Source organism: Janthinobacterium rivuli, from assembly GCF_029690045.1.
GTDB lineage: Bacteria > Pseudomonadota > Gammaproteobacteria > Burkholderiales > Burkholderiaceae_D > Janthinobacterium > Janthinobacterium rivuli.
In genome coordinates this window covers 112718-138607 of the sequence record NZ_CP121464.1, presented here as the reverse complement: position 1 = coordinate 138607, position 25890 = coordinate 112718, and the positions used below count along the sequence as shown (strand labels likewise).

Here is a 25890-nt window from a genome sequence, read left to right as displayed (position 1 = left end):
AGGAACGAGCATGAACGGATCGAATAACGGTGACAGCTCCCAGCTGATTCTGGCGCTCTCGAAAGGCCGCATTTTTGAGGACACCATGCCGCTGCTGGAAGCGGCCGGCATCAAGGTGCTGGAAAACCCGGAGACCTCGCGCAAGCTGATTTTGGCCACCAACGATCCGAACGTGCGCGTCATCATCGTGCGCGCCAGCGACGTGCCGACCTACGTGCAGTACGGCGCGGCCGACTTCGGTGTGGCGGGCAAGGATGTCTTGCTCGAACACGGCGGCGAAGGCCTGTACCAGCCGATCGACCTGAATATCGCTTCCTGCCGCATGTCGGTGGCGGTGCAGGCCGGTTTTGACTACGAAAAGGCCGTGCATCAGGGCGCGCGCTTGCGCGTGGCGACCAAGTTCGTGCACACGGCGCGCGAGCATTTCGCCGCCAAAGGCGTGCACGTCGACCTGATCAAGCTGTATGGCTCGATGGAGCTGGCGCCTTTGGTCGGCCTGTCCGACGCCATCGTCGACCTGGTCAGCACGGGCAGCACCTTGCGTGCGAACAACCTCGTCGAGGTCGAGCACATCATGGAAATTTCGTCGCGCCTGGTGGTCAACCAGGCGGCGTTAAAACTCAAGCGCGAGCGCTTGCAGCCGATCATCGAGGCGTTTGAACGTGCTTCGCAAACTAATTCGCAAGCCTAGACTTATTCAGTAGCAGAAAGCCGATTATGCCGATACAGATACGCAAGCTCGATTCAAGCCAGGATGGTTTCCAACAATCGCTCGACACCTTGCTGGCGTTCGAGGCGGGCACCGATGCGGCGATTGAAACGTCGGTCGCAAAAATCCTGGCCGATGTGAAAACGCGCGGCGACGCCGCCGTACTGGAATACACCAACCGTTTCGACCGCATCCCGCATGGCGGCGCGGCGGAAATGGCGGCCTTCGATATTTCGCAAGCCGAATTGCAGGCGGCCCTGAACGGCTTGCCGTCGGCCCAGCGCGAGGCGCTGCAGATCGCCGCGCAGCGCATCCGCGCCTTCCACGAACGCCAGCGCGAGGAATTGCGCGGTTTTAGCTACACCGAGCCCGATGGCACGGTGCTGGGGCAAAAAATTACGCCGCTGGACCGGGTCGGCATCTACGTCCCGGGCGGCAAGGCAGCGTATCCATCGTCCGTGCTGATGAACGCCATTCCCGCGCACGTGGCGGGCGTGGGCGAGATTATCATGGTGGTGCCGACGCCGGACGGCGTGAAAAACCAGATGGTGCTGGCCGCCGCCGCAATCGCCGGCGTGACGCGCGTGATCACCATCGGCGGCGCGCAAGCTGTCGGCGCCCTGGCGTATGGCACGCAGACGATCGCCGCCGTGGATAAAATCGTCGGTCCCGGCAATGCCTATGTGGCCGCCGCCAAGCGCCGCGTGTTCGGCATCGTCGGCATCGACATGATCGCCGGGCCATCGGAAATTCTGGTGCTGTGCGACGGCACCACGGACCCTGACTGGGTGGCGATGGACCTGTTTTCGCAGGCCGAGCACGACGAACTGGCGCAGGCGATTCTGCTGTGCCCTGACGCCGATTACATCGCGCAAGTCGAAGAGAGCATCGCCAAGCTGCTGCCGACGATGCCGCGCCAGGCCACCATCAGCACCTCGCTGGCCGACCGCGGCGCCCTGATCAAGGTGCGCAGCATGGAAGAAGCGTGCGAGATCGCCAACAGCATCGCCGCGGAACACCTGGAAATCTCGGCGGACAACCCGCAGCAGTGGGCCGAGCGGATCCGCCACGCGGGCGCCATGTTCCTCGGCCGCTTCTCGTCCGAATCGCTGGGCGACTATTGCTGCGGTCCCAATCACGTGCTGCCGACCTCGCGCACGGCGCGTTTCTCGTCGCCGCTGGGCGTGTACGATTTCCAGAAGCGCTCGTCCATCATTCACGTCAGCGAAGCGGGCGCGCAAACCCTGGGCCGTGTCGCCGCCACGCTGGCGTATGGCGAAGGCTTGCAAGCGCACGCGCGCAGCGCCGAACTGCGCCTGAAGCCGCAGCCATGACGAAGTTGGCGGAGCAGCCGGACTGGGTCAACCGGGTCTATTGCGAAGATGCGCTGGCGGGACTGGCGCGCATTCCCGATGGCTCGGTGGACCTGATCCTGACGGATCCGCCGTACAACCTGGGCAAGGATTACGGCAATGCCTCGGACCAGCAGTCCGTGGCCGACTACCTGCGCTGGACGGAAGAGTGGATCGATGCGGCGCTGCCCAAGCTGAAGGCCAACGGCAGCCTGTATATTTTTTTGACCTGGCGCTATTCGCCGGAGATCTTCGTCATGCTGAAACAGCGCATGGCCATGATGAATGAAATCATCTGGGACCGCCGCGTGCCGTCCATGGGCGGCAGCGTGCGCAGCTTTTCATCGGTGCACGACACCATCGGCTTTTTCGTCAAGCGCAAGGATTACTACTTCGACCTTGATGCGGTGCGCATCGCCTACGACGCGGCCACCAAGAAAGCCCGTTCGCGCTCGATCTTCATCGGCGCGAAATGGCTGGAAGTGGGCTACAACCCGAAAGACTTGTGGAGCGTGTCGCGCCTGCACAAGGAACACCCGGAACGGGCCGACCACCCGACGCAAAAGCCGCTTGAAATCATCGAGCGCATGGTGAAGGCGTCGTGCCCGCCCGGCGGCGTGGTGCTCGACCTGTTCATGGGCAGCGGCACCACGGCCCTGGCAGCGAAGCGCTGCGGGCGCGATTTCGTCGGCTTTGAACTGAATCCCGACTACTGCGCCATCATCGAACAACGGCTGGCGGCATTGACGCAGGAGCTGGCCGAACCGGCCACATTGGCCGCGCCCAAGCCCGTCAGGGCGGCAGCGAAAAAGCCGGCGGCTGCCAAAAAGCCGCCCGCCGTGAAAAAAACGCCGGCCCGCAAGGCGCGCAGCGCTAGCGTGCCGGAAGACGTCGTCATTTAATTTCATCAGGAGTGTTTGCAGCATGTCTTTCCTCGATCAGTTAATCAGCAACACCGTGCGCGCCGATGTGCGGGCCGTCAAAAGCTACCAGGTCGCCGATGCCAGCGGTTACATCAAACTCGATGCGATGGAAAACCCGTATCCGCTGCCGCAGCATCTGCGCGAGGAGCTGGGCGCGCGCCTGGCCGGCGTGGCGCTGAACCGCTATCCGCCGTCTTACGCCAGCCTGCAGGCGGCCATCTGCGCCAAGCTGGGCGTGCCCGCCGGCTATGACGTCATGCTGGGCAATGGCTCCGATGAACTCATTTCCATCCTGGCCATGGCGTGCGCCCACCAGGAGCCGGGCAAGCGCGCCGTGTTGCTGGCGCCCGTGCCCGCCTTCGTCATGTATGCACGCTCGGCGCAGTTTGCCGGCATGGATTTCGTCGGCGTGCCTTTGCAGGCCGACTTCAGCCTGGACATGCCGGCCATGCTGGCGGCGATTGAACAGCATCGCCCGGCGCTGGTGTTTCTCGCGTATCCAAACAACCCGACGGGCAACCTGTTTGCCACTGCCGACATCGAGCGCATCCTCGCCGCGCTTGGCGACACGGGCATCGCCGTCGTCGACGAAGCGTACGAGCCGTTCGCGCAGCACAGTTTCATGGGCCGCTTGCCTGAATTTGAAAACCTGGTGGTGATGCGCACCGTGTCGAAACTGGGCCTGGCCGGCATCCGCCTCGGCTACATGTCGGCCGAGCCGGCCCTGCTGGCGCAATTTGAAAAAGTGCGCCCGCCATACAATGTGAATGTATTGACGCAGGCGGCGGCCGAATTCGCGCTCGATCACATCGACGTGTTGAATGCCCAGGCGGACTTGCTCAACAGCGCGCGCGATGCATTGGCGCTGCGTCTGGCAGAGTTGCCGGGCGTGACGGTATTCCCCTCGAAGGCAAATTTTCTTCTGATTCGTGTGGCGGATTCCGACGATGTTTGCGCAAAACTGCTTGCCCGCAGGGTTTTAATTAAAAATATGAGTAAAATGCATGCTGCGTTGGCCAATTGCCTGCGCATCAGCGTCAGCACCCCGGAAGAAAATTCCCTTTTTTACGATGCCTTCAAGGCATCCCTCGTTTAGCCTACCGCCAGAGCCTCCCATGAACCGCACCGCAGAAATCACGCGCAACACCAATGAGACGCAAGTTCGCGTCGCCCTCAACCTGGACGGCACGGGCCAGCAAAAGCTCAATACCGGCGTGCCCTTCCTCGACCATATGCTGGACCAGATCGCCCGCCACGGCTTGATCGACCTCGATATCGAAGCGACGGGCGACGTGCATATCGACAACCACCATACGGTGGAAGACGTGGGCATCACGCTGGGCATGGCCGTGGCCAAGGCCATCGGCGACAAGAAGGGCATCCGCCGCTACGGCCACGCGTATGTGCCGCTGGACGAGGCGCTGTCGCGCGTGGTGCTCGATTTCTCGGGTCGCCCGGGCATCGAATACCATATCCCGTTTACGCGCGCCATGATCGCCGGCTTCGACGTCGACCTGACCCTGGAATTTTTCCGCGGCTTCGTCAACCATGCGGGCGTGACCTTGCATATCGACAACCTGCGCGGCACGAATGCCCACCATCAATGCGAAACCGTGTTCAAGGCCTTTGGCCGCGCGCTGCGCATGGCTGCCGAGCTCGACGAGCGCGCGGCCGGCATCATTCCATCGACCAAGGGCAGCCTGTAAGCGCCGCTCTCGCTATATTGTAGATTCCGGGATCAAACATGAATAAAATTGTGGTGGTGGATTACGGCATGGGCAATTTGCGCTCGGTGGCGCAGGCCTTGCGCGCCGTGGCGCCGGAAGCCGACGTGCGCATTTCCGGCACTGTGGAAGACATCGACAGCGCCGACCGCATCGTCTTGCCGGGCCAGGGCGCCATGCCCGACTGCATGCGCAGCCTGCGCGAATCGGGCGTGCTTGAAGCGCTGCTGCGCGCCGCCGACAGCAAGCCCGTGCTGGGCGTGTGCATCGGCGAGCAAATGCTGTTCGACGGCAGCGAAGAAGGCAATGCGGCCGGTCTGGGCTTGCTGCCAGGCAAAGTCGTGCGTTTCCAGCTCGACGGCCAGGTGCAGGAAGACGGCTCGCGCTTCAAGGTGCCGCAAATGGGCTGGAACCAAGTGCGGCAAACGGCGTCCCATGTCATGTGGGATGGCATCGCCGACAACGCGTATTTTTACTTTGTGCACAGTTATTTTGCTCAACCTCAAGAGGCGGCGCACACGGTGGGCGAGACTGTCTATGGCGCGCCGTTCGCCTGCGCCGTCGCCCGTGATAATATTTTCGCGACACAGTTTCACCCTGAAAAAAGCGCTGCCGCTGGCTTGCAGCTGTACAAGAACTTCGTTCACTGGCAACCTTAACGTTAGCTCTCCGGCTTTTTGTCCGCCTTTCACTCACTTTTAAATCACACTGACCATGCTGCTCATTCCCGCCATCGACCTCAAAGACGGTCACTGCGTACGCCTGAAACAAGGCGATATGGAACTTGCCACCGTATTTTCCGAAGACCCGGCCGACATGGCCCGCCATTGGCTGATGCAAGGCGCGCGCCGGCTGCACCTGGTCGACCTGAACGGCGCCTTTGCCGGCAAGCCGAAGAATGAAGGCGCCGTCAAGGCCATCCTGAAAGCCGTGCAGGATTTCGCCGTGGAAAACGACATCGAGGAAATCCCCGTGCAGCTGGGCGGCGGCATCCGCGACCTCGACACCATCGAGCGCTACCTCGACGCCGGCATTACCTACATCATCATCGGCACGGCGGCCGTGAAAAGCCCCGGCTTCCTGCACGATGCCTGCAGCGCCTTCCCCGGCCACATCATCGTCGGCCTCGATGCCAAGGATGGTAAAGTGGCAACGGATGGCTGGAGCAAGATGTCGGGCCACGAAGTGATCGACCTGGCGAAAAAATTCGAAGCCTACGGCGTCGAATCGATCATTTACACGGACATCGGCCGCGACGGCATGATGGGCGGCATCAATATCGACGCCACCGTCAAGCTGGCGCAAGCCGTCAAGATCCCCGTCATCGCCTCGGGCGGCCTGCACAATATCGGCGACGTGGAAGCGCTGTGCGCGGTCCAGGCCGAAGGCATCGAAGGCGTGATCTGCGGCCGTTCCATCTATGAAGGCACGATCGACCTGGCGCAGGCGCAAGAACGCGCCGACGCACTGACCGACGCCGCCGTTTAAGCCAGCCCGGCCGGGAGCGTGCCTGCGCACGCCCGGCCTGGCGACAATCTGGATACCATCATGCTTGCAAAACGTATCATCCCCTGCCTCGACGTGACCAATGGCCGCGTCGTCAAAGGCGTCAATTTCACGGAATTGCGCGATGCCGGCGACCCGGTGGAAATCGCCCGCCGCTATGACGAGCAGGGCGCCGACGAAATCACTTTCCTCGACATTACCGCGTCCAGCGACAACCGCGGCCTGATCTTCGACATCATCGAAGCCGTGGCGTCGCAAGTGTTCATTCCGCTGACCGTGGGTGGCGGCGTGCGCGTGGTGGAAGACGTGCGCCGGCTGCTCAACGCGGGCGCCGACAAGGTCAGCATCAACACCTCGGCCGTGACGAATCCCCAACTGGTGTTTGAGGCGTCGCAAAAGCACGGCTCGCAATGCATCGTCGTCGCCATCGACGCCAAACAAGTGTCGCCCGGCAAGTGGGAAGTGTTTACCCATGGCGGACGCACCGCCACGGGCCTGGACGCGTTCGCATGGGCGCGTAAAATGGAAAGCCTGGGCGCCGGCGAGATCTTGCTCACCAGCATGGACCGCGACGGCACCAAGGTCGGCTTCGACCTGGGCCTGACGCGCGGCGTGTCCGACGCCGTCAGCATTCCCGTGATCGCCTCGGGCGGCGTGGGCGGCTTGCAAGACCTGGTCGACGGCATCAAGGTGGGCCGCGCGGACGCCGTGCTGGCCGCCAGCATCTTCCACTATGGCCAGCACACGGTGCAGGAAGCCAAGCGGTTCATGGCGCAGCAGGGCATTCCCATGCGCCTGGCGTAAATAGCAGCAGTCAATATCAGCAGGATAGAAGAACATGCAAAACGGAACCATCGTAGCAAGCAATGCCAAGTGGCTGAAAAAGGTCAAATGGGACGAGCACGGCCTCGTGCCCGTGATCGCGCAGGAAGCGGGCAGCAATGACGTGCTGATGTTTGCCTGGATGAACCGCGACGCGCTGGCGCGCACGGTGGAGCTGGGCGAAGCCGTGTACTGGAGCCGTTCGCGCAAGAAACTGTGGCACAAGGGCGAAGAATCGGGCCACACGCAAAAGGTGCTGGAAATCCGCCTCGATTGCGACGAAGACGTGGTCTTGCTGAAAATCGAGCAGGCGGGCGGCATCGCCTGCCATACGGGCCGCCACTCGTGCTTCTTCCAGAAATTTGAAGGCGATGAAAAAACGGGCGAATGGCAAGTCACCGACCCCGTCCTGAAAGATCCTGAGACGATTTACGCGGAAAGCAAGAGCAAATGAGTGAAACCCTGAAGCGCCTGGCCGCCGTGATCGAATCGCGCAAGCTGGCCAACGGTGGCGACCCCGCCACCTCGTATGTCGCGCGCCTGTTTGCCAAGGGCGACGATGCGATTTTGAAAAAAATCGGCGAAGAGGCGACGGAAACCGTGATGGCCGCCAAGGATGCGCGCCGCGACAACGACCCGTCGAAGGTCCTGTACGAATGCGCCGACCTGTGGTTTCACAGCTTGGTGATGCTGGCGCAGTTCGACCTGACGCCGCAGCAGGTGCTCGACGAGCTGGCGCGCCGCGAAGGCTTGTCCGGCCTGGAAGAAAAGGCGGCACGCAAGGATGAATTGCGCGACGCCGGCGAAACAGACAAACACTGACCTACTGGAGCGTGCGTGGATAACTGTATTTTCTGCAAGATTGCTGCAAAACAAATTCCTGCGTCCATCGTGTATGAGGACGAGGACTTGCTGGCCTTCAAGGATATCAACCCGGCCGCCCCCGTGCACCTGCTGCTGATCCCGAAACGCCACGTGGCCAGCCTGTCCGACTGCGACGACAGCCATACGGACATGCTGGGCAAGCTGCTGCGCCTGGCGCCGAAACTCGCTGCCGAGTTTGGCTGCGCCGTCACGTATGACGCCGATGGCACGCCTGCCGGCGGCTTCAAGACCATGCTCAACAGCGGCCCGAACGGCGGGCAAGAGGTGTATCACTTGCACATGCATGTGTACGGCGGTCCCCGTCCCTGGCGCGGTCAACACTGATTTCGCTGCGCGCCGGGTTCACGTGTATACTACCGGCATTGGTTGACGCTATTCGGGCACCGTCCCGCAAGGAGAATGTGATGGGTTCATTGAGTATTTGGCACTGGGTAATCGTTCTGGTCATCGTCATGCTGGTCTTCGGCACCAAGAAACTGGGCAATATCGGCGGTGATATCGGCAAGGCCGTCAAAGGCTTCAAGGATGGCGTCAAGGGCGAAGATGACGCCCCGGCAGCTAATCCCCCTCCTGCTGCGCCATCGCAAGTGGCCGACAAAAGCACCATCGACGTCGAGACGAAAGAGAAAAGCAAGTTCTGATAGCGTGGCGGGGCGCTTGCCTCGTCCGGTAACAGCCCTTGTCCGCTTATGATCGATCTCGGTCTCTCTAAAATCGCCATCATCGGCGTGGTTGCGTTGATAGTCATCGGCCCTGAAAAGTTGCCGAAAGTGGCGCGCATGGCCGGTACTCTGTATGGCCGCGCGCAACGCTACCTGAACCAGGTGAAATCCGAAGTCTCGCGCGAAATTGAAATGGAAGAGCTGAAAAACCTGCAGAAGGAAGTGCAGGATGCGGCCCATTCCGTCAAGCAAAGCGTGGAGAAATCCATGCATGGCGTGGAAAACTCGATCTCCGGCAACCTGGCCGAGGTGGAAAACGCCTGGCGCGGCGATTCGAGCTCGTATGATGTGCATCACGATGCCCATGAAGCCATGCTGCGCGCCACCAATGAAGACCTGGCCCGCAAGGCGCGCGAATTCCGCCGCAAGAAGCTGGTGCGCAATTCCGCCATCCCTGGCTGGTACAAGCAGCGCCACGGCGGCAAGCTGCACGTGCAGTCGGCGGCCGCCCGCGTGGCGCGCTTCCGTCCGCGCGCCAGTTCCTCCTCCTTTTACTCATGAGTAGCAAATCCCCGGTGGAAGAAACTTTTATCTCGCATCTGGTCGAGCTGCGCAACCGCCTGGTCAAGGCCTCGATCGGTATCGCCGTCGTCTGCGCCGTGCTGTTTTACTGGCCCGGCCCTTCGCATATCTATGATTTTATTGCCGCGCCGATGATCGCCTCGCTGCCGGCCGGCTCGAAAATGATCGCCACCGGCGTTATCTCGCCCTTCCTGGTGCCGATGAAAGTGACCCTGGTGATCGCCTTCATCGTCGCCTTGCCCTGGGTGCTGTACCAGATGTGGGCGTTTATCGCCCCCGGCCTGTACACGCATGAAAAACGCCTGATCGCGCCGCTGGTCATCTCGTCTTCCCTGTTGTTCATGGCCGGCGTGGCCTTCTGCTATTTCTTTGTGTTTGGCCGCGTCTTCCACTTCATCAGCGACTTTTCGCCCTCGTCGATCGCGGTAACGCCCGATATTGAAAACTACCTCGATTTCGTCATGTCGATGTGCCTGGCCTTTGGCGCCACCTTCGAAGTGCCCGTGGTGGTGGTGATCCTCGTGCGCATGGGACTGGTTTCCATCGCGAAACTCAAGGAAGTGCGTCCCTACATCATCGTGGGCGCCTTCGTGATTGCCGCCATCGTCACGCCGCCGGACGTGGTCAGCCAGTTCTCGCTGGCCATCCCGATGTGCCTGCTGTTCGAGCTGGGCTTGCTGGTGGCGCCCATCTTCGTCAAGGCAACCCAGGCACCGGAAGAAGCGTCCTAGACGATTTGCAATACGCGCAAGCAAAAGCCGCTGGCCTCTTTCGTGAGCAGCGGCTTTTTCTTTGGGCAGTCACTTGGTGAGTGCTTACTGCAGCATCAGTTTGCTGAGGATGCCCAGGTTCAGCAGGATCAGGGTGCTCATCATCCAATAGACGTGCTTCATGTCCGCGCCATGGCGCAAGTCCAGACGTTCCAGGCGGGCGTCGAATTTTTGCTCCAGTGCATCTATTCTGGTATCGAATTTCAGTTCCAGTGCATCCACTCTGGTATCGACCTTTTGCGCCACCAGCTTGATTTCCCCCAGCAGATTGCGCTCCAGGGCCGCCAGTTCGCCATGCACGACCACGGCCGAACCCAGTACTTCGCCCAAGGCCGTGGCATGGGCTTCCGCCTGCTGCGTGGGTACGCCGGCCGAGGCGAGGCGTTTGGCGTAATCGAGGGTGTCGAACTGGATGGGCATATGCATGGACGCTCCTGATATCCAGCCTAGCAGGAAAATCGGCAATTGCCAGTGAGGAGTACGGTGGCGCTTGCCTTCCCGTCAGCTTAATGGAGCGGCATGCCGGTGGTTTGCGGCAGCGCAAACGCATGCAAAAAGGGCGCCGCGGCGCCCTTTGCAAGGTATGAAGGCGTACCGCTTAATTCATCAGTTCCTTGATGACTTTCACGGGCGCGCTGCCGTAGCTGAGGAATTGCTCGTGGAAATCCTTCAGCACGAACTTGTTGCCCAGCGCCTGCTTGCGCTGTTCGCGCAAGTCCATGATTTCGCTGTAGCCGCTGAAATAGCTGGTCAGTTGCACCGAGCTCAGCTGCACACGGCGCCATTTTTCCTTGGCTTCACGCTGGGTCTGGAAGGCCTGGCGCGTCAGCAGGTCGAGCGCTTGCGCTTCCGTCATGCCCAGCACGTGCACGCTGTAGTCGAGGATGGTGTTGGTGACGCTGCGCAAGTTCCACTTCGAGTACATCAGCCACATTTCCGGCGCGTTGTTGCCATAGCCAGATTCGAGCATCATGCGCTCGCCATACACGGCCCAGCCTTCGATCATGGCGCCATTGCCGAAGATGGACTTGACCAAGGACGGCGACTTGTTGGCGTACACGAGCTGCGTGTAGTGGCCGGGAATGGCTTCGTGAATGTTCAGGATCTGCAAGATCCAGTGGTTGTATTCGCGCAAGCTGCTTTCCGCCTGTTCCGGCGTTTCGCCATCGAGCGGCGTCACGTTGTAATAAGTGCGGTCCTGCGGGCGATACGGGCCGGGCGCCTCGATGCTGGCGCCGGCCACGCCGCGCTGGTAGGCCGGAGTTTCACGCACGACCAGGGGCTTTTTCGGGTCCATCGTCAGCAGGTTGTGGCTGGTGACCCATGCCTGCAGTTCGGGAATCTGGCGGCGGATTTCCGGCACGAAATCGGCGGCTGCCACGTGGTTGCTGGACAGCTTGTCGATCACCATGCCGATCTTCGCCGTGCGGTCCGCTGGCTTGGCCGTGGCGCCCATGGTTTTCACCCACAGCTCGTCGGACAGGCTATCCATGTGCTCGAGCAGCTTTTCGCGCGCGGCCAGGGCTTTCTGGTACATCTGCTCGGCGCTCACGCTGGCCTGGATATCGTAGGTAAATTTCTGTTCGTACAGCTCCTTGCCGATGCGGAAGGAGCGCGCGTTGCCGTTCTGCGCCAGTGCCGCATCTTGTTCCGTCAGCCAGGCCGCGTAGCCTTGCACGGCCGTGCGGGCCGCGGCGATGCGCGCGTTGTACAGCTGTTTTTCCGTTGGCGTCAGGATGGAGCCCTGCGCCGTCTTGTTCAGGTCGTCAAGCACGCTGAGCACGCCGGCGCTTTGGGCGATGGCCAGCTGTGTGTGTTCGCGCGTGGGGTTGACGATGCTGGCGCGCGCGGCCGCATAGTATTGCGGCACGGTGGCGATGCGCTTGAGCAAGGTGCGCAGGCGCTGCGGCTGGGCCGCGTATTCCGTGTTCAGGATGAAGTCGATGGAACCGGCCACGTTGTACTGGGCGGGATTCCATTCGAATTCGCGGAAGGTGGTCAGGTACCAGCGGTCCGATTGCAGTTTATTCGTCAGCAAGGCCAGGTCGGTACGTTGCTTGTCCGACATTTTGCCGGCATTCAGCTTGCCGAACTTGCCCAGCCATTCTTCGATGAAGGCCAGTTGCTTCTGGCGGCTGGCCGCGTCGGGAATGCTCAGGTTGGCGGCGCCATCGTACTTGCCGACGGAAATCGCGCTTTCCGGATCCAGGCGCCACAGGGCCGTGAGGAACTGGCCGCTCAGGTTATTCATGGAACGGTCGCTGCTGTTCTCGCTGGCGACGGCCGCGACCGTGGCTGCCGTGGCCGCCGTGACGACGGCCGCTTTCTTGCCGACGGTTTTCTTCTTGCTGCTGCTGGCCTTGCCGTTTTTCTGCGGCTTCTTGGCGGCGCTGGCCGGTGTCAGGGTAAACGCCATCATCAATGCGGCGAGCGCAACTTTATTTTTTATCAGCATAGTTTATCTCTTGAATATTTTGTCGTTTGTCCTCATCAGAAAATAATAAACTGATAATATAAGTAACAAACAACTATTGAAAGGTTGGCCTTGCTTGCCTGGGCGGCCCAAAGATTAGCATTAATTTCCGCCGCTGCGCAGTTTTTTGCGCCGGGAGCGCGCGGCGCTAGACGACGATGGCGCTGCCGTGCAGCAGTTCCTGGTGGCGCGCATTGATGGCCGCCACGGCATCCTTGCCGCGCGCCATGCCGGTGGCGTGGATTTCCGTTTCCTGCGTGTAGCGCTGGCTGACGCGCACCGTGTAGGACTGGAACAGCCAGCTCCAGAAGTTCGTTTCATAGACGGCTTCATCCATGTCGCGCCATTTCACGCCCGTGAGTTTCTTTTTCCACGGCAAGATACCGGAGGCCAGCCACACGCCCGCCTCATCGAGGTACAGCTGGTAGCTGCGGATCGTCAGCAGGCGGTAGCCGACGATCAGGGCCGAGCCGATCAGCACGACGAAGGCGGCGCGCGCGTTGTACTTGAAGGCCAGCGGCAGGGCGGCAAAAAACAGCAGCACGGCGATCAGGAAGGTGCTGACGTAGGCGGTCCAGGATTTGCCGCACAAAAAAGTGGCGCGCTGGCCGGCGCTGGTGGCGATATAGTCGGTCATGGGGCAGGAAAGAAAAACGGAAAAACGATCATCGCATGGAACGCGGCTTCGCCGTTCATTTTTTCAAGCCCTCTTGCAGCATGCCTAGCATGTCATGGGCCGACATGCGCGCGGCCGCGTCGCTGCCTTCCAATAAGCTGTCGGCCAGGTCGCGCTTGTGCTGATGCAATTCGACGATGCCTTCCTCGATCGTGTGCTTGGCCACCAGCCGGTAAATGGTGACGGGGCGCAATTGCCCCATGCGGTGGGCGCGGTCCGAGGCCTGGTCTTCCACGGCCGGGTTCCACCACGGGTCCATGTGGATCACGTAATCGGCGGCCGTCAGATTGATGCCCATGCCGCCCGCCTTCAGGCTGATCAGGAAGACATCGCCTTCGCCCGCCTGGAAGGCGTCGACCCGGCGCTTGCGCTCCTGCATGGGCGTGCTGCCGTCGAGATACTGGTAACTGACGCCATGCTGCTCCAGGTGCTGGCGAATGAGGGTCAAATGGTCGACGAACTGGCTGAAGACAAGCACCTTGTGGCGGTTTTCCAGCAAGCCCGACAGCAGTTGCGCGAACGCCGCCAGCTTGCTGCTGGCCAGGCCCAGCTCCGGCGCCACCAGTTGCGGATTGCAGCAGGCGCGTCGCAGCTTCATGATCTCGGCCAGGATCTGGATGGCCTTCTTGGATGCCGGCCCTTCCACCATGGCCAGCTTTTCCAGCGCTTCGCGACGCAAGGATTCGTACAGTGCCGTTTCCTGCGGCGACAATTCCACTTCCAGCACGATTTCCGTGCGCGATGGCAGCTCCGACAGCACTTGCGTCTTGGTCCGGCGCAGGATGAAGGGTGCGATCAGGCGGCGCAAGCGCAAGCGCGCGCCGGCCGCCGCCCGCTTGTCCTGATCCTTCTCGATGGGACCGGCAAAGCGCAAATTAAACTGGTCGAGGGTGCCCAGCAAGCCCGGGTTAATAAAACGGAACAGATTCCACAATTCGCCCAAATGATTTTCCAGCGGCGTGCCGCTGGCCACCATGCGGAAGTCCCCTTGCAGGGCCATCACGGCTTGCGAGCGCTTGGTGGCGCCATTCTTGATGGCTTGCGCTTCGTCAAGCACGATCGTATGCCAGCGCACGCCGGCAAACAGGGTGGCTTCCTGCTGTAGCAAGCCGTAGCTGGCCACCACCACGTCGAACGGTTGCAAGGTATCGAGCATGTCGGCGCGGTCGCCGCTGCCGAACAGCTTGATGTTCAAGGTGGGCGCAAAACGCTGCGCTTCGCTGATCCAGTTCATGCAGACGGACGTGGGGGCGACCACCAGGGTCGGGCCGTTCGGCGCGCGCGCCAGGATCAGCGCCAGCGCCTGCAAAGTCTTGCCGAGACCCATGTCGTCGGCCAGGCAGGCGCCCACGCCCCAGTGCGCCAGGCGCGCCAGCCATTCGTAGCCGGCCAGTTGGTAGTCGCGCAAGTCCGCCTGCAAGGTGCTAGGCAGTTGCGGTTGATAGTCGTCGAGGGCGCGCAGGCGCAGCAAGTGTTCGCGCCACAATTTGTCGGCCTTCACGCCGCCCGCATCGTTGGCCAGCTCTTCCAGCGCGAAGGCGGCCAGCGGGTGGATGTGCACGCCATCGGCATGTGTCTCGCCATACGCGGCCAGCTCGGACAGGCGGCGGTGCAATTCGTCGCTGAGCGCGAGGAACTGGTTGTCGCCCAGCGCCACGAAGCGGCTTTTATTGTTCTGCATCAAGTCGAGCAGGGCGCGCAAATCCATCACCTTGTCTTCGTCGATCTGCACTTCGCCGCTGGCGGCAAACCAGTCTTTTTCGCTCTTGATGTTCAAGCGCATCTGGCCGCTGTCGATGCGTTTCGACACGCGCATGGTTTCGCCTTCGGGCCACGCCAATACCATGCCGGCGGGATCGAGCGCCTGCAGCTCGACCAGCAGTTGCAGGCCCAGCGCAGGCTGGCCCAGCAGCCATTCGCCATGCTCTTCTTGCGCCTCTTCCAGCACCAGGCAGCGCCCGATGAGCTGGCGCTGCGCCTCGCGTTCCGCGTTCAGGTCGCGCCGCGCCTGCACGGCCCGGCCCGCCACATCGGCAAACACGCTTTCGGCGCCGCTGCCCGGCGCGTAATAGGCGCCGTTGTCGAGCAGCGGGCGTACTAAAATCTGCATTTTCAGGCCTTGCTGGTAGGGCAGCAAATGCACGTGCAGGCGGTGGTCGGCCGTGATTGCTTCCGCGGCGCCGGCGCCGCCGCCGATATCGGATTGCACCGTGACCATGGACGAGATGGCGCCGATCGCCTGCATCACCTGTTTTTCCGCATGCAGGGGCACGGACAGGCCCAGGCCCACGATGGCGCCGATGCGCCGGTGCTCGTCGAGGATGTGCACCACGCGCAAGCGCGTCGGCGTCTCGCGCTGCACCACGACATTGCTGCCGTTGTCGGGCAATGGCGGCTGCATGCCCAGCCACAGCTGTCCCTCGTGCGACTTGATCAGGAGCTCGGGCGCGCCGGCGATCAGTTCCACTCTCGTGTCGGGGTGATCGAGCCAGAAGACGAGCGGGTGGCCCACCAGCAAGACGGCGGCCTTGTCCAGTTCGATTTCATAGCGCGGCGCCGACGAATAGTATTGTTTGAACGGCGCGATGCTGCCCGCCGCGCGGGCGTCTTGCGGCGTGAGGAAATCGATGTCACCCGCCTCTTCGGCCAGGCGTTTCAAGCCCATGGCGCGGCCCTTGCTCCAGCCGCCCCGTGCATCGCGTTTCTGCTCGCGCACTTCCACGGCCGTGAGGCCAAAGCGCGGGTCGAACGCCACCAGCCACACGAGGCGCGAGACGCCGCCCAGCGCTTCGGCGGGCGCGTTCTGCTGCAGGTTGATCAGCGCGCTCAGCTGGCGCTGCCACGCTTCCTGGCGCTCGAACCACGGCGCCATGTCCGTCAAGCCATGTTGCGCCCGCTTGGCTGTGGCATAGCGCTCTTGCTGCGGCTCGCCCATCAAGCCCAGCAAGCCGGCCGCTTGCGCGGCGATCAGGTCGTAGCCGGCCGCGTCCGCTTGCTGCACCAGCGACCGCAGCTGGTCCTTGCGTTCGCTCAATTGCGGTAGCGCCAGCCAGTAGTACAGCAAGCCCTGGAACAGTTGCGCCTGCAGTGCCGTTTCCCAGCTGCGCGTGGGAATGCTTTCCGCCAGTTGCACGCCGGCGCGCACCAGGCGCAAGGTATTGAGTTGCTGGTAGACGATGCTGTCGTGGTTCGGCTGCGCGTGCAGGGCAATATCGAGATAGGTTTCCGCGCTTTTCAGCAGCTTGGCGTCGTTACCGCGCAGCAAGGCCAGCACGTACAGGTGGCCGCCGATGCCCGTAAAGCACAGCTTGCGCTTGCCTGCTTCCTTGCGCAGTCCTTTCAAGGCTGTCTCGAAGCCCGCCACGGCGTGTGCATGTTCGCCGCGCAACAGAGCGATGCTGCTGTCGACAAACAGCGCCTGCGGCCCCTGCTGGCCCGCCAGGTAGCGGGCGGCCGCGTCGAGTTCGCCGCATAGCAGGGCGTCTTCGGCCAGGGCCAGCGGCAAGGCAGCGCCGATATGGTCGCCGGCGGCCGCCTGGCGCGCATGGTGGGCGCGCGCGTACGTGCGGATGGCGTGCGCCGTGGCCGGCTCGCGCGGCGCATTGCCCAGTAGTACGGCCAGGATGTCATCCTGCAGTTGCGGCATGACGAAAGACAACATTTCCGGTTCGAACGGGCGGCCGAAAATCTCGATCAGCGGATGCAGCTGCTGCGCTTCATAGCACGCCATGCAGGCAGCCAGGATGGCGGCCACGTGGCGCACCTCGTCATTGCGCAAGAGGGCGATGCGCAGGCGCGCCACGCCTTGCCGGTAGCTGCGCAATTCCACATAGCCATCCCAGTTGCGGCGCACGGGATTGATCAGCTCGATGGCCTGGCACAGGTCGCGAAACACCAGGTGCTCGATGGCGGCGCGCATGGCAGGCCAGCGCAGCCTCGCTTCGCAGGCAAAACCCCGTCCCACCACCTCGCTGGCCAGCGCCAGACGCGTCAGCCGCTGCAGCATGTTGGTCACCACCAGCAGGGAAAACGGCGTGCCGTCCGGCTCGACGACATTGGCGCGCTGCAAGTGTTCATACACGGCATGCTTGCCCACCGGTTCGCCCGTGATCGCCAGCAAGGCCAGGATCATCCGTTCGTGCTGCTCCAGTGCGGCGAACTCGTCCAGCAGGTGCTGCTCTGCGTGCTGCTCGGTCATGCGGGCAAATTGGCGATATGCACGGGAGGCTCGCCGGCCGCTACGGGCAGGCCGAACACGCGCTGGTAGAAATACAGTTCCGCGTCCAGGGTGCGCACGATGTTTTCCGCCTTGCGGAAGCCGTGGCCCTCGCCTTCGAGCGGGACATACGCGACGGGTACGCCGCGCGCCTGCAAGGCGTCGACCATCAGCTGCGACTGCTGTGGCGGCACGACCTTGTCGTCGAGGCCCTGGAAGAAGATCATCGGGCGCGACAGTTTATCCGTGTGGTGGATGGGCGAGCGCTCAAGGTACAGCGCCTCGGCTTGCGGCTGCGAAGCGATCAGGTAGTCCGTGTAGCGCGATTCGAACTTGTGCGAATCGTTGTCCAGGCCCTTCAGGTCGGACACGCCATAGTAACTGGCGCCCGCCTTGAAGACGTCGTGGAAGGTCAGCGCGCACAGGGTCGTCAGGCCGCCCGCGCTGCCGCCGCGGATGATCAGGCGCTCGGGGTCGGCCAGACCGTTGGCGGCCAGATAGCGCGCGCCGGCGATGCAGTCTTCCACGTCGACGATGCCCCATTGCCCGCGCAGCGCGTCGCGGTATTCGCGGCCGAAACCGCTGCTGCCGCCATAGTTGACGTCAAGCACGCCGATACCGCGGCTGGTCCAGTACTGCGTCGCCAGCTTTAATGTATTGCTGGCCATGCTGGTGGGGCCGCCATGGCTGATGACGATGACGGGCGGCAAGGTTCCTGTCGGCGCCTGCACCTCGCCATTGGTGGGGGCATAAAAGAAGGCGTACGCCGTGCGGCCATTGCTGCTAGGAAAACTCAAGCTGCGCGGCACGGACAGATAAGCGAGCGCGGGCAGCGCCGTGATCGACTGCGCCAGCACTTCCAGCTCATGATTAGCCAAATCGATGCGCGCCAGTTCCAGTGCAATGGTGGGGCTGCCGCCCAGCAGTGCGACGAAGCCGGGGCCCACGCGCAGTTCGCGGATTTCCTGGTAAGGGTGGGGAATCGGCTCGAGTTTGGCCGCCGCCACGTTCAGCTGCGCCAGGTAGCTGATGCCGGCCTGGATATACGTGCAGACGATCTCGTCGTCGGAAAGGAAGCCGTACATGCTGCCGCCAAAGGTCCAGTGCGGCGTGGCAAATTCCGCTTCCATCGGGCACAGGGCTTCGATGTCGGCGCCATGCAGGCGGTACAGATTCCACCAGCCGCTGCTGTCGGAGACGAAATGCAGCAAGCCGTTCGGCGACCATTCCGGCTGGCAAATCGACTCGCGCGCGCCGCCGGCGATCAGGCGCGGCGAACCGAGGCTGCCGTCCGCATGCACGTTGGCCAGCCACAGTTCCGTGCCTTGCCACGGCAGGCGCGGGTGATCCCAGCTGATCCAGGCCAACTGGCTGCCGTCCGGCGACAGGCGCGGCGCCGCATAGAAATCGTGGCCGCGTGCCAGCACCGTTTCGCGTCCGTCGAAGCCGACGGCGGCCAGGCAGTTTTCCGGCTGCGCATGGCCTGCTTCCGGATGCTGCTCGCGCACGGCGATCAGGCGGGAACGGGCCGCGTCAACAACGAAATCCGCATGGCGCGTGTTGCCGCCCGTGGTGAACGCTTCGGGCACGGCGTCGCCAGCCACGCGGTACAGGCAGTTGTCGGCGAAATGCGAGAAATACACGCTATCGCCGGCCACGGCATATGCGCCGCCGCCGTATTCATGCACGCGGGTGCGCACATTGAAGGGCGCCGGCGTCAGTTCATCGACACGCGCGCCGCGCTGGCGCAGCAAGGTGTTGCGGCCCGCCTCGCTGGCGCGTCCGGCCAGCCAGAACACATCGGCCCCATCCGCACCGCCCAGGGCCAGCTGCGTCAGCGGCGAGGCGCCGGCGGCGACGATGGCCGCGCTGATCGGCGATGGCCAGATGCCATAAGGGGTGCTGGATGCGGTCGAGGTCATGCGGGCTCCGTGTAGTGAGGGGATCAAGGGCCGCCAGGCAGGGTCAGGGCGCGCGGCGGCGTGCATCATCATAATGGAAGGGCTGGCACAACGAAAGTCATCGGTGTGCGTGGCAAATGCTGCAAAGCGGCACCGGAATCAATGATTTGGCGGCGATTGGATGCGATAATACCGCTTCTTCAAGCTATTGATTGCCTTCCATGCCACAATTTGCTCCGCTCCAGAATGATACTTTCCTGCGCGCCCTGCTGCGCCAGCCGACCGAGCACACGCCTGTCTGGCTGATGCGCCAGGCGGGCCGCTACCTGCCCGAATACCGCGCCACGCGCGAGCGGGCCGGCTCCTTCCTGGGCCTGGCAAAGAATCCCGATTACGCGACCGAAGTGACCTTGCAGCCTCTGGAGCGTTTCCCGCTCGACGCGGCCATCCTGTTTTCCGACATCCTGACGGTGCCGGACGCCATGGGCCTGGGCCTGTATTTCGCCGATGGCGAAGGGCCGAAGTTCGAGCGTCCGCTGCGCACGGAGCAGGACGTGAAGGCATTGCAGGTGCCGGACCTGGAGTCGCTCGACTATGTTTTCAAGGCCGTCACGCAAATCCGCACGGAACTCAATGGCCGCGTGCCGCTGATCGGTTTTTCCGGCAGCCCGTGGACCCTGGCGTGCTACATGGTGGAAGGCGGCGGCTCGAAAGAGTTCCATACCATCAAGAAGATGCTGTACAACCGCCCGGACCTGATGCACCACATTCTGGCGATTAACGCCACCTCTGTGGCGCAGTACCTGAATGCGCAAATCGATGCCGGCGCGCAAGCCGTGATGATTTTCGACTCGTGGGGTGGTGCGCTGGCCGATGGCGCCTACCAGGAATTCTCGCTGGCCTACATGCAGCAAGTGGTGGCGCAATTGAAACGCGACAAGGATGGCGTCAAGATTCCCGCCATCGTGTTTACCAAGGGCGGCGGCCAGTGGATCGAGCAGATCGCCGACATCGGCGCCGATGCCGTGGGCCTGGACTGGACCGTCAACCTGACGCGCGCGCGCCAGCTGGTCGGCCATAAAGTGGGCTTGCAGGGCAACCTCGACCCGGCCATCCTGTTCGCCAGCCCGGATCAGATCCGCGCCGAAGTGGCGAAAGTGCTCAACGCCTTTGGCGCGCCATCGGCTGGCACGGGCCATGTATTCAACCTGGGCCATGGCATTTCCCAGTTCACGCCGCCCGAATCCGTGGAGGCCATGGTGGAAGCCGTGCACAGCATGAGCCGCGCCATGCGCAGCGGCCAGTAAGTATCCGTTTTCCCCTGGCGCAGGGACGGAAAAGGCAGGCTTTCCAGCGGAAGCCTGCCTTTTTCTTTGCTTCGCCCTAGCAAGAAATACCGACTTATGCACAATTTTTTTTGCTGCGGAAATAAGAGGCAGCGTCAAAGCCATGCCCGGGGGCGCTCTGCAAGTGCTTGATTATTAAGACATAAAAAATGCATTGTCCGGCGGACTTTGTTGCTATTGATAAGGTTATTCTTTCGTTCGCCTGCCTTATTCCTTCATTGTCCACAAAGTTATCAACAGATTCTGTGGATAAAATTGAAAAGTATTTTGTTAACCGATACTTAGCGTCGATGTTCAGGTTTCACCTGAAGTGCATGTTGCAGTGCATGATAATTGAACAATGTTTCGCCGCCCGGCAGCAAAAAACGAACGCTTGCCCGGCAATTGTCAACTTTGCCGCATGCTGCCGCTGTTTTTCCCGCTCGGGCGTCGAAAAACGCTGCTGATTTCTGTATAAATACATTACAAATGGTTCAGTTATGCACAGCGGCGGAAATGCCCCCCGGATTTATAGCCTCCCGGGCATCAATTTTTAAGCCATTGATTTTAAATGCTTAATTTTTCTTGCGTGCCGCTCTTGACGGCGATCGAAATTTTCTATCCACATTTTTCTGAAAGTTAATTTTGCTTTGTCCACAAAGTTATCCACAGAATTTTCTTCAGGCACGATGACATGCTGTCGCGCCTGGCGTTAGGCGTTTGATGGGTGAAACAAGTATCATGGCCCGCTGGCTTGATGCCGGACATCCCGCGCGCCATCGATCCTGCGGCGCGCTTTTTTATTCAGATAGGCCCACCTTCCATGTCGCAGTGCATTTTGACGTCGTGCATCCTGAAAATCGCGCTCGACACGCCCTTGAACGCTCTGTTCGACTACCGCTGGAACGCGGCGGTGGCGGATGCCGGCGCGGACGTCGCCGCGCCGCTGCCGCAAGTGGGGCAGCTGGCGCTGGTGCCGTTCGGCCGGCGCGAAGTGATGGGACTGATCGTCGGCATCTCAAGCAGCACCGACGTGCCCGCCGCGAAACTGAAGGATGTGCTGGCCGTGCGCAGCCAGCTGGCGCCCCTGTCGGAACAGTGGCTGGCGCTGGCCGCCTTTGCCGCCGATTATTACCAGCGCCCGCTCGGTGAAGTGGCGCTGCCGGGTCTGCCGAAGAACTTGCGCGTGCTGACCACTGTGGCGCTCGACCGCGCCATCAAGAAGCTGGGCAAGCTGGCCGACGCGCATGACGGCACGCCGTTGAACATGCCGGCGCTCAACCCGGCGCAGCAGGAAGCGGCGGACGCCATCGGCGGCGCACAGGGGTTCAAGCCGACCCTGCTGTACGGCGTGACGGGCAGCGGCAAGACGGAAGTGTATCTGCAAGCTTGCGCCCAGGTGCTGGCGCGCGAGGATGATGCGCAAATCCTGATTCTGGTGCCGGAAATCAATTTGACGCCGCAGCTGGAAGGCAATATCCGCGCGCGCTTTCCCGGCGTCATGCTGGCCACCCTGCACAGCAGCCTGTCCGAAGGCGAGCGCATGCTGCACTGGCTGGCCGCCCACCAGGGCCAGGCGCGCATCGTGCTCGGCACGCGGCTGGCCATCCTGGCATCGTTGCCGAAACTCAAACTGATCGTCATCGACGAGGAACACGACCCATCCTACAAGCAGCAGGAAGGCTTGCGTTATTCCGCGCGCGACCTGGCCGTGTGGCGCGCCTGGCAATTGCAAATTCCCATCGTGCTCGGTTCGGCCACGCCCTCGCTGGAAAGCTGGCACCACGCGCAGACGGGGCGCTACCGCAAGCTGGAATTGCGCGAGCGGGCGGTGAAAAATGCGGTGTTGCCACGCGTCAAGATCCTCGACATGGAGCGCGACAAGCCGAAAGACGGCCTGACTTCGCATCTGATAGCCGCATTAAAACTGCGCATGGAGCGCGGGGAGCAGTCGCTGCTGTTTCTGAACCGGCGCGGTTATTCGCCCGTCATCTGCTGCGAATCGTGCGGCTGGATCAGCAATTGCACGCGCTGCACCTCGTTCATGGTGCTGCACAAGCCCGAACACCGCTTGCGCTGCCACCATTGCAGCCTGGAATTGCGCATTCCCCGCCATTGCCCCACCTGCGGCAACGTCGACCTGCAGCCGCTGGGACGCGGCACGCAGCGGGTGGAAGAGGGCTTGCAGCAATTGTTTCCCGAGGCGCGCATTTTGCGCATCGACGCCGATTCCACGCGCAAGAAGGGCAGCGCGCAGGAAGCGTTCGACACCGTGCACCGCGGCGAAGTCGATATTCTGATCGGCACGCAGATGGTGGCCAAGGGCCACGATTTCAAAAAGCTGACCCTGGTCGGCATATTGAACCCGGATACGGCCCTGTTTTCGCAGGATTACCGGGCCAGCGAACGGTTGTTCGCCCAACTGATGCAGGTGGCGGGCCGCGCCGGGCGCGCCGCGCAGACGGAAGGCGGCAGCGTTTCCGAGGTGCTGATCCAGACGCGCTATGCGCGCCATCCGCTGTACGACGCCGTCGTCAACCACGATTACGACCATTTCGCCACGACCTTGCTGGAAGAGCGGGCGCAGGCGGCGCTGCCGCCCTACCTGTTCCAGGCCCTGCTGCGCGCCGAGGCGCCCGAGTTGGCGACCGCTATCGAGTTCCTGCAGGCAGCCAAGGAATGCATGGCACACCCGCAGGTGACCATCAATGACCCAATTCCCATGAGCATGACGCGCGTCTACAACGTGGACCGCGCCCAGCTGCTGCTGGAATCGCCCTCGCGGCCGGCCCTGCAGGCGTTTTTAAAAGAATGGCTGGCGGAACTGCGCGCCATGAAGTCGCGCGTGAAATGGTCGCTGGAAGTCGACCCGCTGGATATTTAAATCAAATCAGGTAGTCGCGCGCCGACTTGACGATCTGCTCGGACAGCAGCTTGGTAAACGGCGTGTCCAGGGTCCACGCATGCCAGCTCAGCGGCACATCCAGGGTGCTGCCCGGCATCAGATCCACGAGACGGTCTGTTGCCAGCGCCTGCGCGGCCAGGCGCTGCGGCATCAGGCCATAGGCCAGGCCATCCTGGACGCAGCCGCGGCGCGCCGCTTCCACCGGTAAAGTATGGTGCGGAAACGGTTCGCGCATGTTTAATTGTTCAGCGAGGAAACGCGCCAGCAAGCCGTGCTGGCCCACGACGGCCGGCGCCAGTTGCACCGCCTCGGCAATAAAACCATCGCCGAACCAGTGGCCGGCAAACATGGGTGTTGCTACGCACACATAGCGCAAGGTGCCCAGCGGCGTGACGCTGGTGGCGGCCGCCGCGTCGATCGCTGTGCCGGACTCGGCTGCCACGCAGCCAAACACGGAGCCGTCGCGCACCATCTGCAAGGCGCTGTCGCTGTCGGCCAGGCGCACATCGAGCTGGCAGCGCGGCGGCGCCAGCAGGGCGGACAAGGTGTCGGGGAACCACGTGGCCAGGCTGTCGGCATCGATGGCGATGGCGATTTCCGGCATGCTGACGCTGTTGCCCAGGTCGATGTCGAGCGACGCTTCCATCAGCTTGACGTTGCGATGATGCACGATCAGGCGCTGGCCCAGGCCCGTCGGCACGGCTGGCTGGCCACGGATGATCAGCAATCGCCCGCTGGCGTCTTCCAGCGCCTTGATGCGCTGCGAGACGGCCGACTGGGTGATGCCCAGCGCCAGGGCGGCCTTGTCGAAACTGCCATGGCTGGCAACGGCGTCCAGCACGGCCAGCGCGCGATAATCGAGTGATCCCATTAGCTCAGCTTATAAATTTTGAAAATGATTAGTTATACTAATGCATATATTGCTGCAAAGTAAAACCTTATTTTCGGCAAACGGGTAGTATCGAACGCTGTGAGCAACCTCGGTGGGATGGATAGCACGATGAAAACACTACAAGTGGATGTGGCCGTGATCGGCAGCGGCACGGCCGGCATGACGGCGCACAAGGCGGCGCGCATGCAGGGCAAGCGCGTGCTGATGATCGAAAGCGGACCGTACGGCACGACCTGCGCCAGGGTGGGCTGCATGCCCAGCAAACTCTTGATCGCGGCGGCCGAGGCGGCCCATGCCGTGGCTGCCGCGCCCGGTTTTGGCGTGCATCCGGGCCCCGTGCGCATCGATGGCCGGCAAGTGATGGCCAGGGTGCGCAGTGAGCGCGACCGTTTTGTCGGCTTCGTGCTCGACGGCGTCAACGCCATCCCCGACGACGAAAAACTGCGCGGCCATGCGCGTTTTATTTCCCCCGGCACATTGCAGGTGGATGAGCACACGCTGGTGGAAGCGGCCAGTGTGGTGATCGCCACCGGTTCCACGCCCATCGTGCCGCCCGAGTGGCAAGCGGCCGGTGAGCGTGTCATCACCAGCGACGCCGTGTTCGAATGGACGGATTTGCCCAGCTCGGTGGCCGTGGTCGGCAGCGGCGTCATCGGCCTGGAACTGGGCCAGGCGCTGGCGCGGCTGGGCGTGCGCGTGACCCTGTTTGCGCGCGGCAATAAAGTCGCCCAGCTGACGGACCCGCTGGTGCTGCGCGAGGCCGATGCCGTGCTGGCGCGCGAACTCGATATCCGTTTCATGACCAAGGTCGCGCACATGGAAAAAACGCCTGACGGCAACGGTATCCTGCTGACCAGCAGCGATGGCGCCGGCGTGGAAAAAACCGAGCAGTTCGAGTATGTGCTGGCCGCCATCGGCCGCGCGCCAAACGTGGACAAGATCGGCCTGGAAACGGCGCAAATCGAGCTCGACCGCCACGGCATTCCCCGGCATGACCCGCACACCATGCAGTGCGGCAAAAGCGCCATCTTCATCGCCGGCGATGCCGACAACGAACTGCCGCTGCTGCCCGAGGCGGCCGACGAGGGCCGCATCGCCGGGGAGAACGCGGCGCGTTTTCCTGACGTCAAACCTGGCTTGCGCCGCACGCCGTTGACGATCGCCTTCACGGAACCGCAGATCGCCACCGTGGGCGCCACGTACCAGCAATTGTGCGTGAGCCACGCGGGCCGCTTCGCCGTCGGTGCCGTGTCGTTCGGCAACCAGGGCCGCAGCCGCGTGATGCTGCAAAACCAGGGCTTGCTGCGCGTGTATGCGGAATTTGGCAGCAAGCGTTTTCTCGGCGCCGAGCTGATCGGCCCAAGGGCGGAACACCTGGGCCATTTGCTGGCCTGGGCATGCCAGGCGCAGCTGACGGTGCCGGCCATGCTTGACATGCCGTTCTACCATCCCGTCATCGAGGAAGGCGTGCGCACGGCCTTGCGCGAACTGGCGCTGCACCTGGAAAAAGACCCGGAACACGCGCCCGGCTGCGCTGATTGCACACCGGGACCTTGAAGGCAACTTT

At 62.4% G+C, this 25890-nt stretch carries 23 protein-coding genes; 17 read left to right on the top strand and 6 right to left on the bottom strand.

The annotated features are described in order from the left end of the window. Positions 1–10 precede the first annotated feature (10 nt). The 14 genes from hisG to tatC all read left to right on the top strand — a co-directional run bounded on the left by hisG (position 11) and on the right by tatC (position 9896). Positions 11–691 carry an ATP phosphoribosyltransferase gene (hisG, locus tag P9875_RS00595; RefSeq protein WP_099761528.1) on the top strand — a complete coding sequence of 227 codons (681 nt, stop codon included), beginning with the start codon at positions 11–13 and terminating at the stop codon, positions 689–691. A 26-nt stretch (positions 692–717) separates the two neighbouring features. Then, positions 718–2043, top strand: a complete 1326-nt coding sequence (gene hisD, locus P9875_RS00590; protein ID WP_278317321.1) for a histidinol dehydrogenase — start codon at positions 718–720, stop codon at positions 2041–2043. Next, positions 2040–2963 (top strand): DNA-methyltransferase, encoded by a 924-nt coding sequence (locus P9875_RS00585; RefSeq protein WP_278317320.1) that lies wholly within the window; start codon positions 2040–2042, stop codon positions 2961–2963. Before hisD ends, P9875_RS00585 begins: the two co-directional genes overlap by 4 nt. A 22-nt stretch (positions 2964–2985) precedes the next feature. Further along, positions 2986–4080, top strand: coding sequence for a histidinol-phosphate transaminase (gene hisC, locus P9875_RS00580; RefSeq protein ID WP_278317319.1), 1095 nt, complete (start codon positions 2986–2988; stop codon positions 4078–4080). A 19-nt stretch (positions 4081–4099) separates the two neighbouring features. Beyond that, complete coding sequence (gene hisB, locus P9875_RS00575) at positions 4100–4690, top strand: imidazoleglycerol-phosphate dehydratase HisB (protein WP_010402123.1); 591 nt, start codon at positions 4100–4102, stop codon at positions 4688–4690. A 38-nt stretch (positions 4691–4728) separates the two neighbouring features. Beyond that, positions 4729–5367 (top strand): imidazole glycerol phosphate synthase subunit HisH, encoded by a 639-nt coding sequence (gene hisH, locus P9875_RS00570; RefSeq protein WP_080753288.1) that lies wholly within the window; start codon positions 4729–4731, stop codon positions 5365–5367. A gap of 55 nt (positions 5368–5422) precedes the next feature. Continuing rightward, a complete protein-coding gene (hisA, locus tag P9875_RS00565; protein WP_035823099.1) occupies positions 5423–6196 on the top strand; it encodes a 1-(5-phosphoribosyl)-5-[(5-phosphoribosylamino)methylideneamino]imidazole-4-carboxamide isomerase in 774 nt (257 codons plus the stop codon). A 60-nt stretch (positions 6197–6256) separates the two neighbouring features. Then, positions 6257–7018: an imidazole glycerol phosphate synthase subunit HisF gene (gene hisF, locus P9875_RS00560; RefSeq protein ID WP_099403735.1), complete on the top strand. Its 762-nt coding sequence runs from the start codon at positions 6257–6259 to the stop codon at positions 7016–7018. Positions 7019–7052: 34 nt separating this feature from the next. Further along, positions 7053–7490, top strand: coding sequence for a phosphoribosyl-AMP cyclohydrolase (hisI, locus tag P9875_RS00555; protein ID WP_034753847.1), 438 nt, complete (start codon positions 7053–7055; stop codon positions 7488–7490). Then, a complete protein-coding gene (locus P9875_RS00550; protein WP_034753849.1) occupies positions 7487–7858 on the top strand; it encodes a phosphoribosyl-ATP diphosphatase in 372 nt (123 codons plus the stop codon). The genes hisI and P9875_RS00550 overlap by 4 nt, the downstream gene beginning before the upstream one ends. Before the next feature lie 15 nt (positions 7859–7873). After that, positions 7874–8245, top strand: coding sequence for a histidine triad nucleotide-binding protein (locus P9875_RS00545; RefSeq protein ID WP_035823096.1), 372 nt, complete (start codon positions 7874–7876; stop codon positions 8243–8245). An 80-nt stretch (positions 8246–8325) separates the two neighbouring features. Beyond that, positions 8326–8562: a Sec-independent protein translocase subunit TatA gene (gene tatA, locus P9875_RS00540; RefSeq protein ID WP_099403736.1), complete on the top strand. Its 237-nt coding sequence runs from the start codon at positions 8326–8328 to the stop codon at positions 8560–8562. 48 nt (positions 8563–8610) lie between these two features. Then, positions 8611–9144, top strand: a complete 534-nt coding sequence (gene tatB / locus P9875_RS00535; RefSeq protein WP_099403737.1) for a Sec-independent protein translocase protein TatB — start codon at positions 8611–8613, stop codon at positions 9142–9144. Next, positions 9141–9896 carry a twin-arginine translocase subunit TatC gene (tatC, locus tag P9875_RS00530; protein WP_035823092.1) on the top strand — a complete coding sequence of 252 codons (756 nt, stop codon included), beginning with the start codon at positions 9141–9143 and terminating at the stop codon, positions 9894–9896. Before tatB ends, tatC begins: the two co-directional genes overlap by 4 nt. Positions 9897–9980: 84 nt before the next feature. Here tatC and P9875_RS00525 read toward each other — a convergent pair whose 3' ends face one another. The 5 genes from P9875_RS00525 to P9875_RS00505 all read right to left on the bottom strand — a co-directional run bounded on the left by P9875_RS00525 (position 9981) and on the right by P9875_RS00505 (position 19222). Next, the gene (locus P9875_RS00525) at positions 9981–10361 is read right to left on the bottom strand and encodes a hypothetical protein (RefSeq protein WP_070257795.1); all 381 of its coding nucleotides are present in this window, start codon (positions 10359–10361) and stop codon (positions 9981–9983) included. A 172-nt stretch (positions 10362–10533) separates the two neighbouring features. Then, complete coding sequence (locus P9875_RS00520; protein WP_099403818.1) at positions 10534–12387, bottom strand: DUF885 domain-containing protein; 1854 nt, start codon at positions 12385–12387, stop codon at positions 10534–10536. A gap of 169 nt (positions 12388–12556) precedes the next feature. After that, positions 12557–13045, bottom strand: a complete 489-nt coding sequence (locus P9875_RS00515) for a hypothetical protein (RefSeq protein WP_099403738.1) — start codon at positions 13043–13045, stop codon at positions 12557–12559. 55 nt (positions 13046–13100) lie between these two features. Then, on the bottom strand, positions 13101–17282 hold the full coding sequence (locus P9875_RS00510) for a DEAD/DEAH box helicase (protein WP_099403739.1): 4182 nt from the start codon (positions 17280–17282) through the stop codon (positions 13101–13103). After that, entirely contained in the window at positions 17279–19222 is a 1944-nt protein-coding gene (locus P9875_RS00505) for a prolyl oligopeptidase family serine peptidase (RefSeq protein ID WP_278317318.1), read from the bottom strand. Before P9875_RS00505 ends, P9875_RS00510 begins: the two co-directional genes overlap by 4 nt. 200 nt (positions 19223–19422) lie before the next feature. Here P9875_RS00505 and hemE point away from each other — a divergent pair, with 200 nt between their 5' ends. After that, positions 19423–20508: a uroporphyrinogen decarboxylase gene (gene hemE / locus P9875_RS00500; protein ID WP_035823084.1), complete on the top strand. Its 1086-nt coding sequence runs from the start codon at positions 19423–19425 to the stop codon at positions 20506–20508. Positions 20509–21349: 841 nt separating this feature from the next. After that, positions 21350–23410, top strand: a complete 2061-nt coding sequence (locus tag P9875_RS00495) for a primosomal protein N' (RefSeq protein ID WP_278317317.1) — start codon at positions 21350–21352, stop codon at positions 23408–23410. A gap of 1 nt (position 23411) precedes the next feature. Here the strand turns inward: P9875_RS00495 and P9875_RS00490 are convergent, their stop codons facing one another. Further along, positions 23412–24302 carry an ArgP/LysG family DNA-binding transcriptional regulator gene (locus P9875_RS00490; RefSeq protein ID WP_278317316.1) on the bottom strand — a complete coding sequence of 297 codons (891 nt, stop codon included), beginning with the start codon at positions 24300–24302 and terminating at the stop codon, positions 23412–23414. A 129-nt stretch (positions 24303–24431) separates the two neighbouring features. On the opposite strand from P9875_RS00490, the gene P9875_RS00485 reads away from it, so the two are divergent. Continuing rightward, the gene (locus P9875_RS00485; RefSeq protein WP_278317315.1) at positions 24432–25880 is read left to right on the top strand and encodes a dihydrolipoyl dehydrogenase; all 1449 of its coding nucleotides are present in this window, start codon (positions 24432–24434) and stop codon (positions 25878–25880) included. Positions 25881–25890 lie beyond the last annotated feature (10 nt).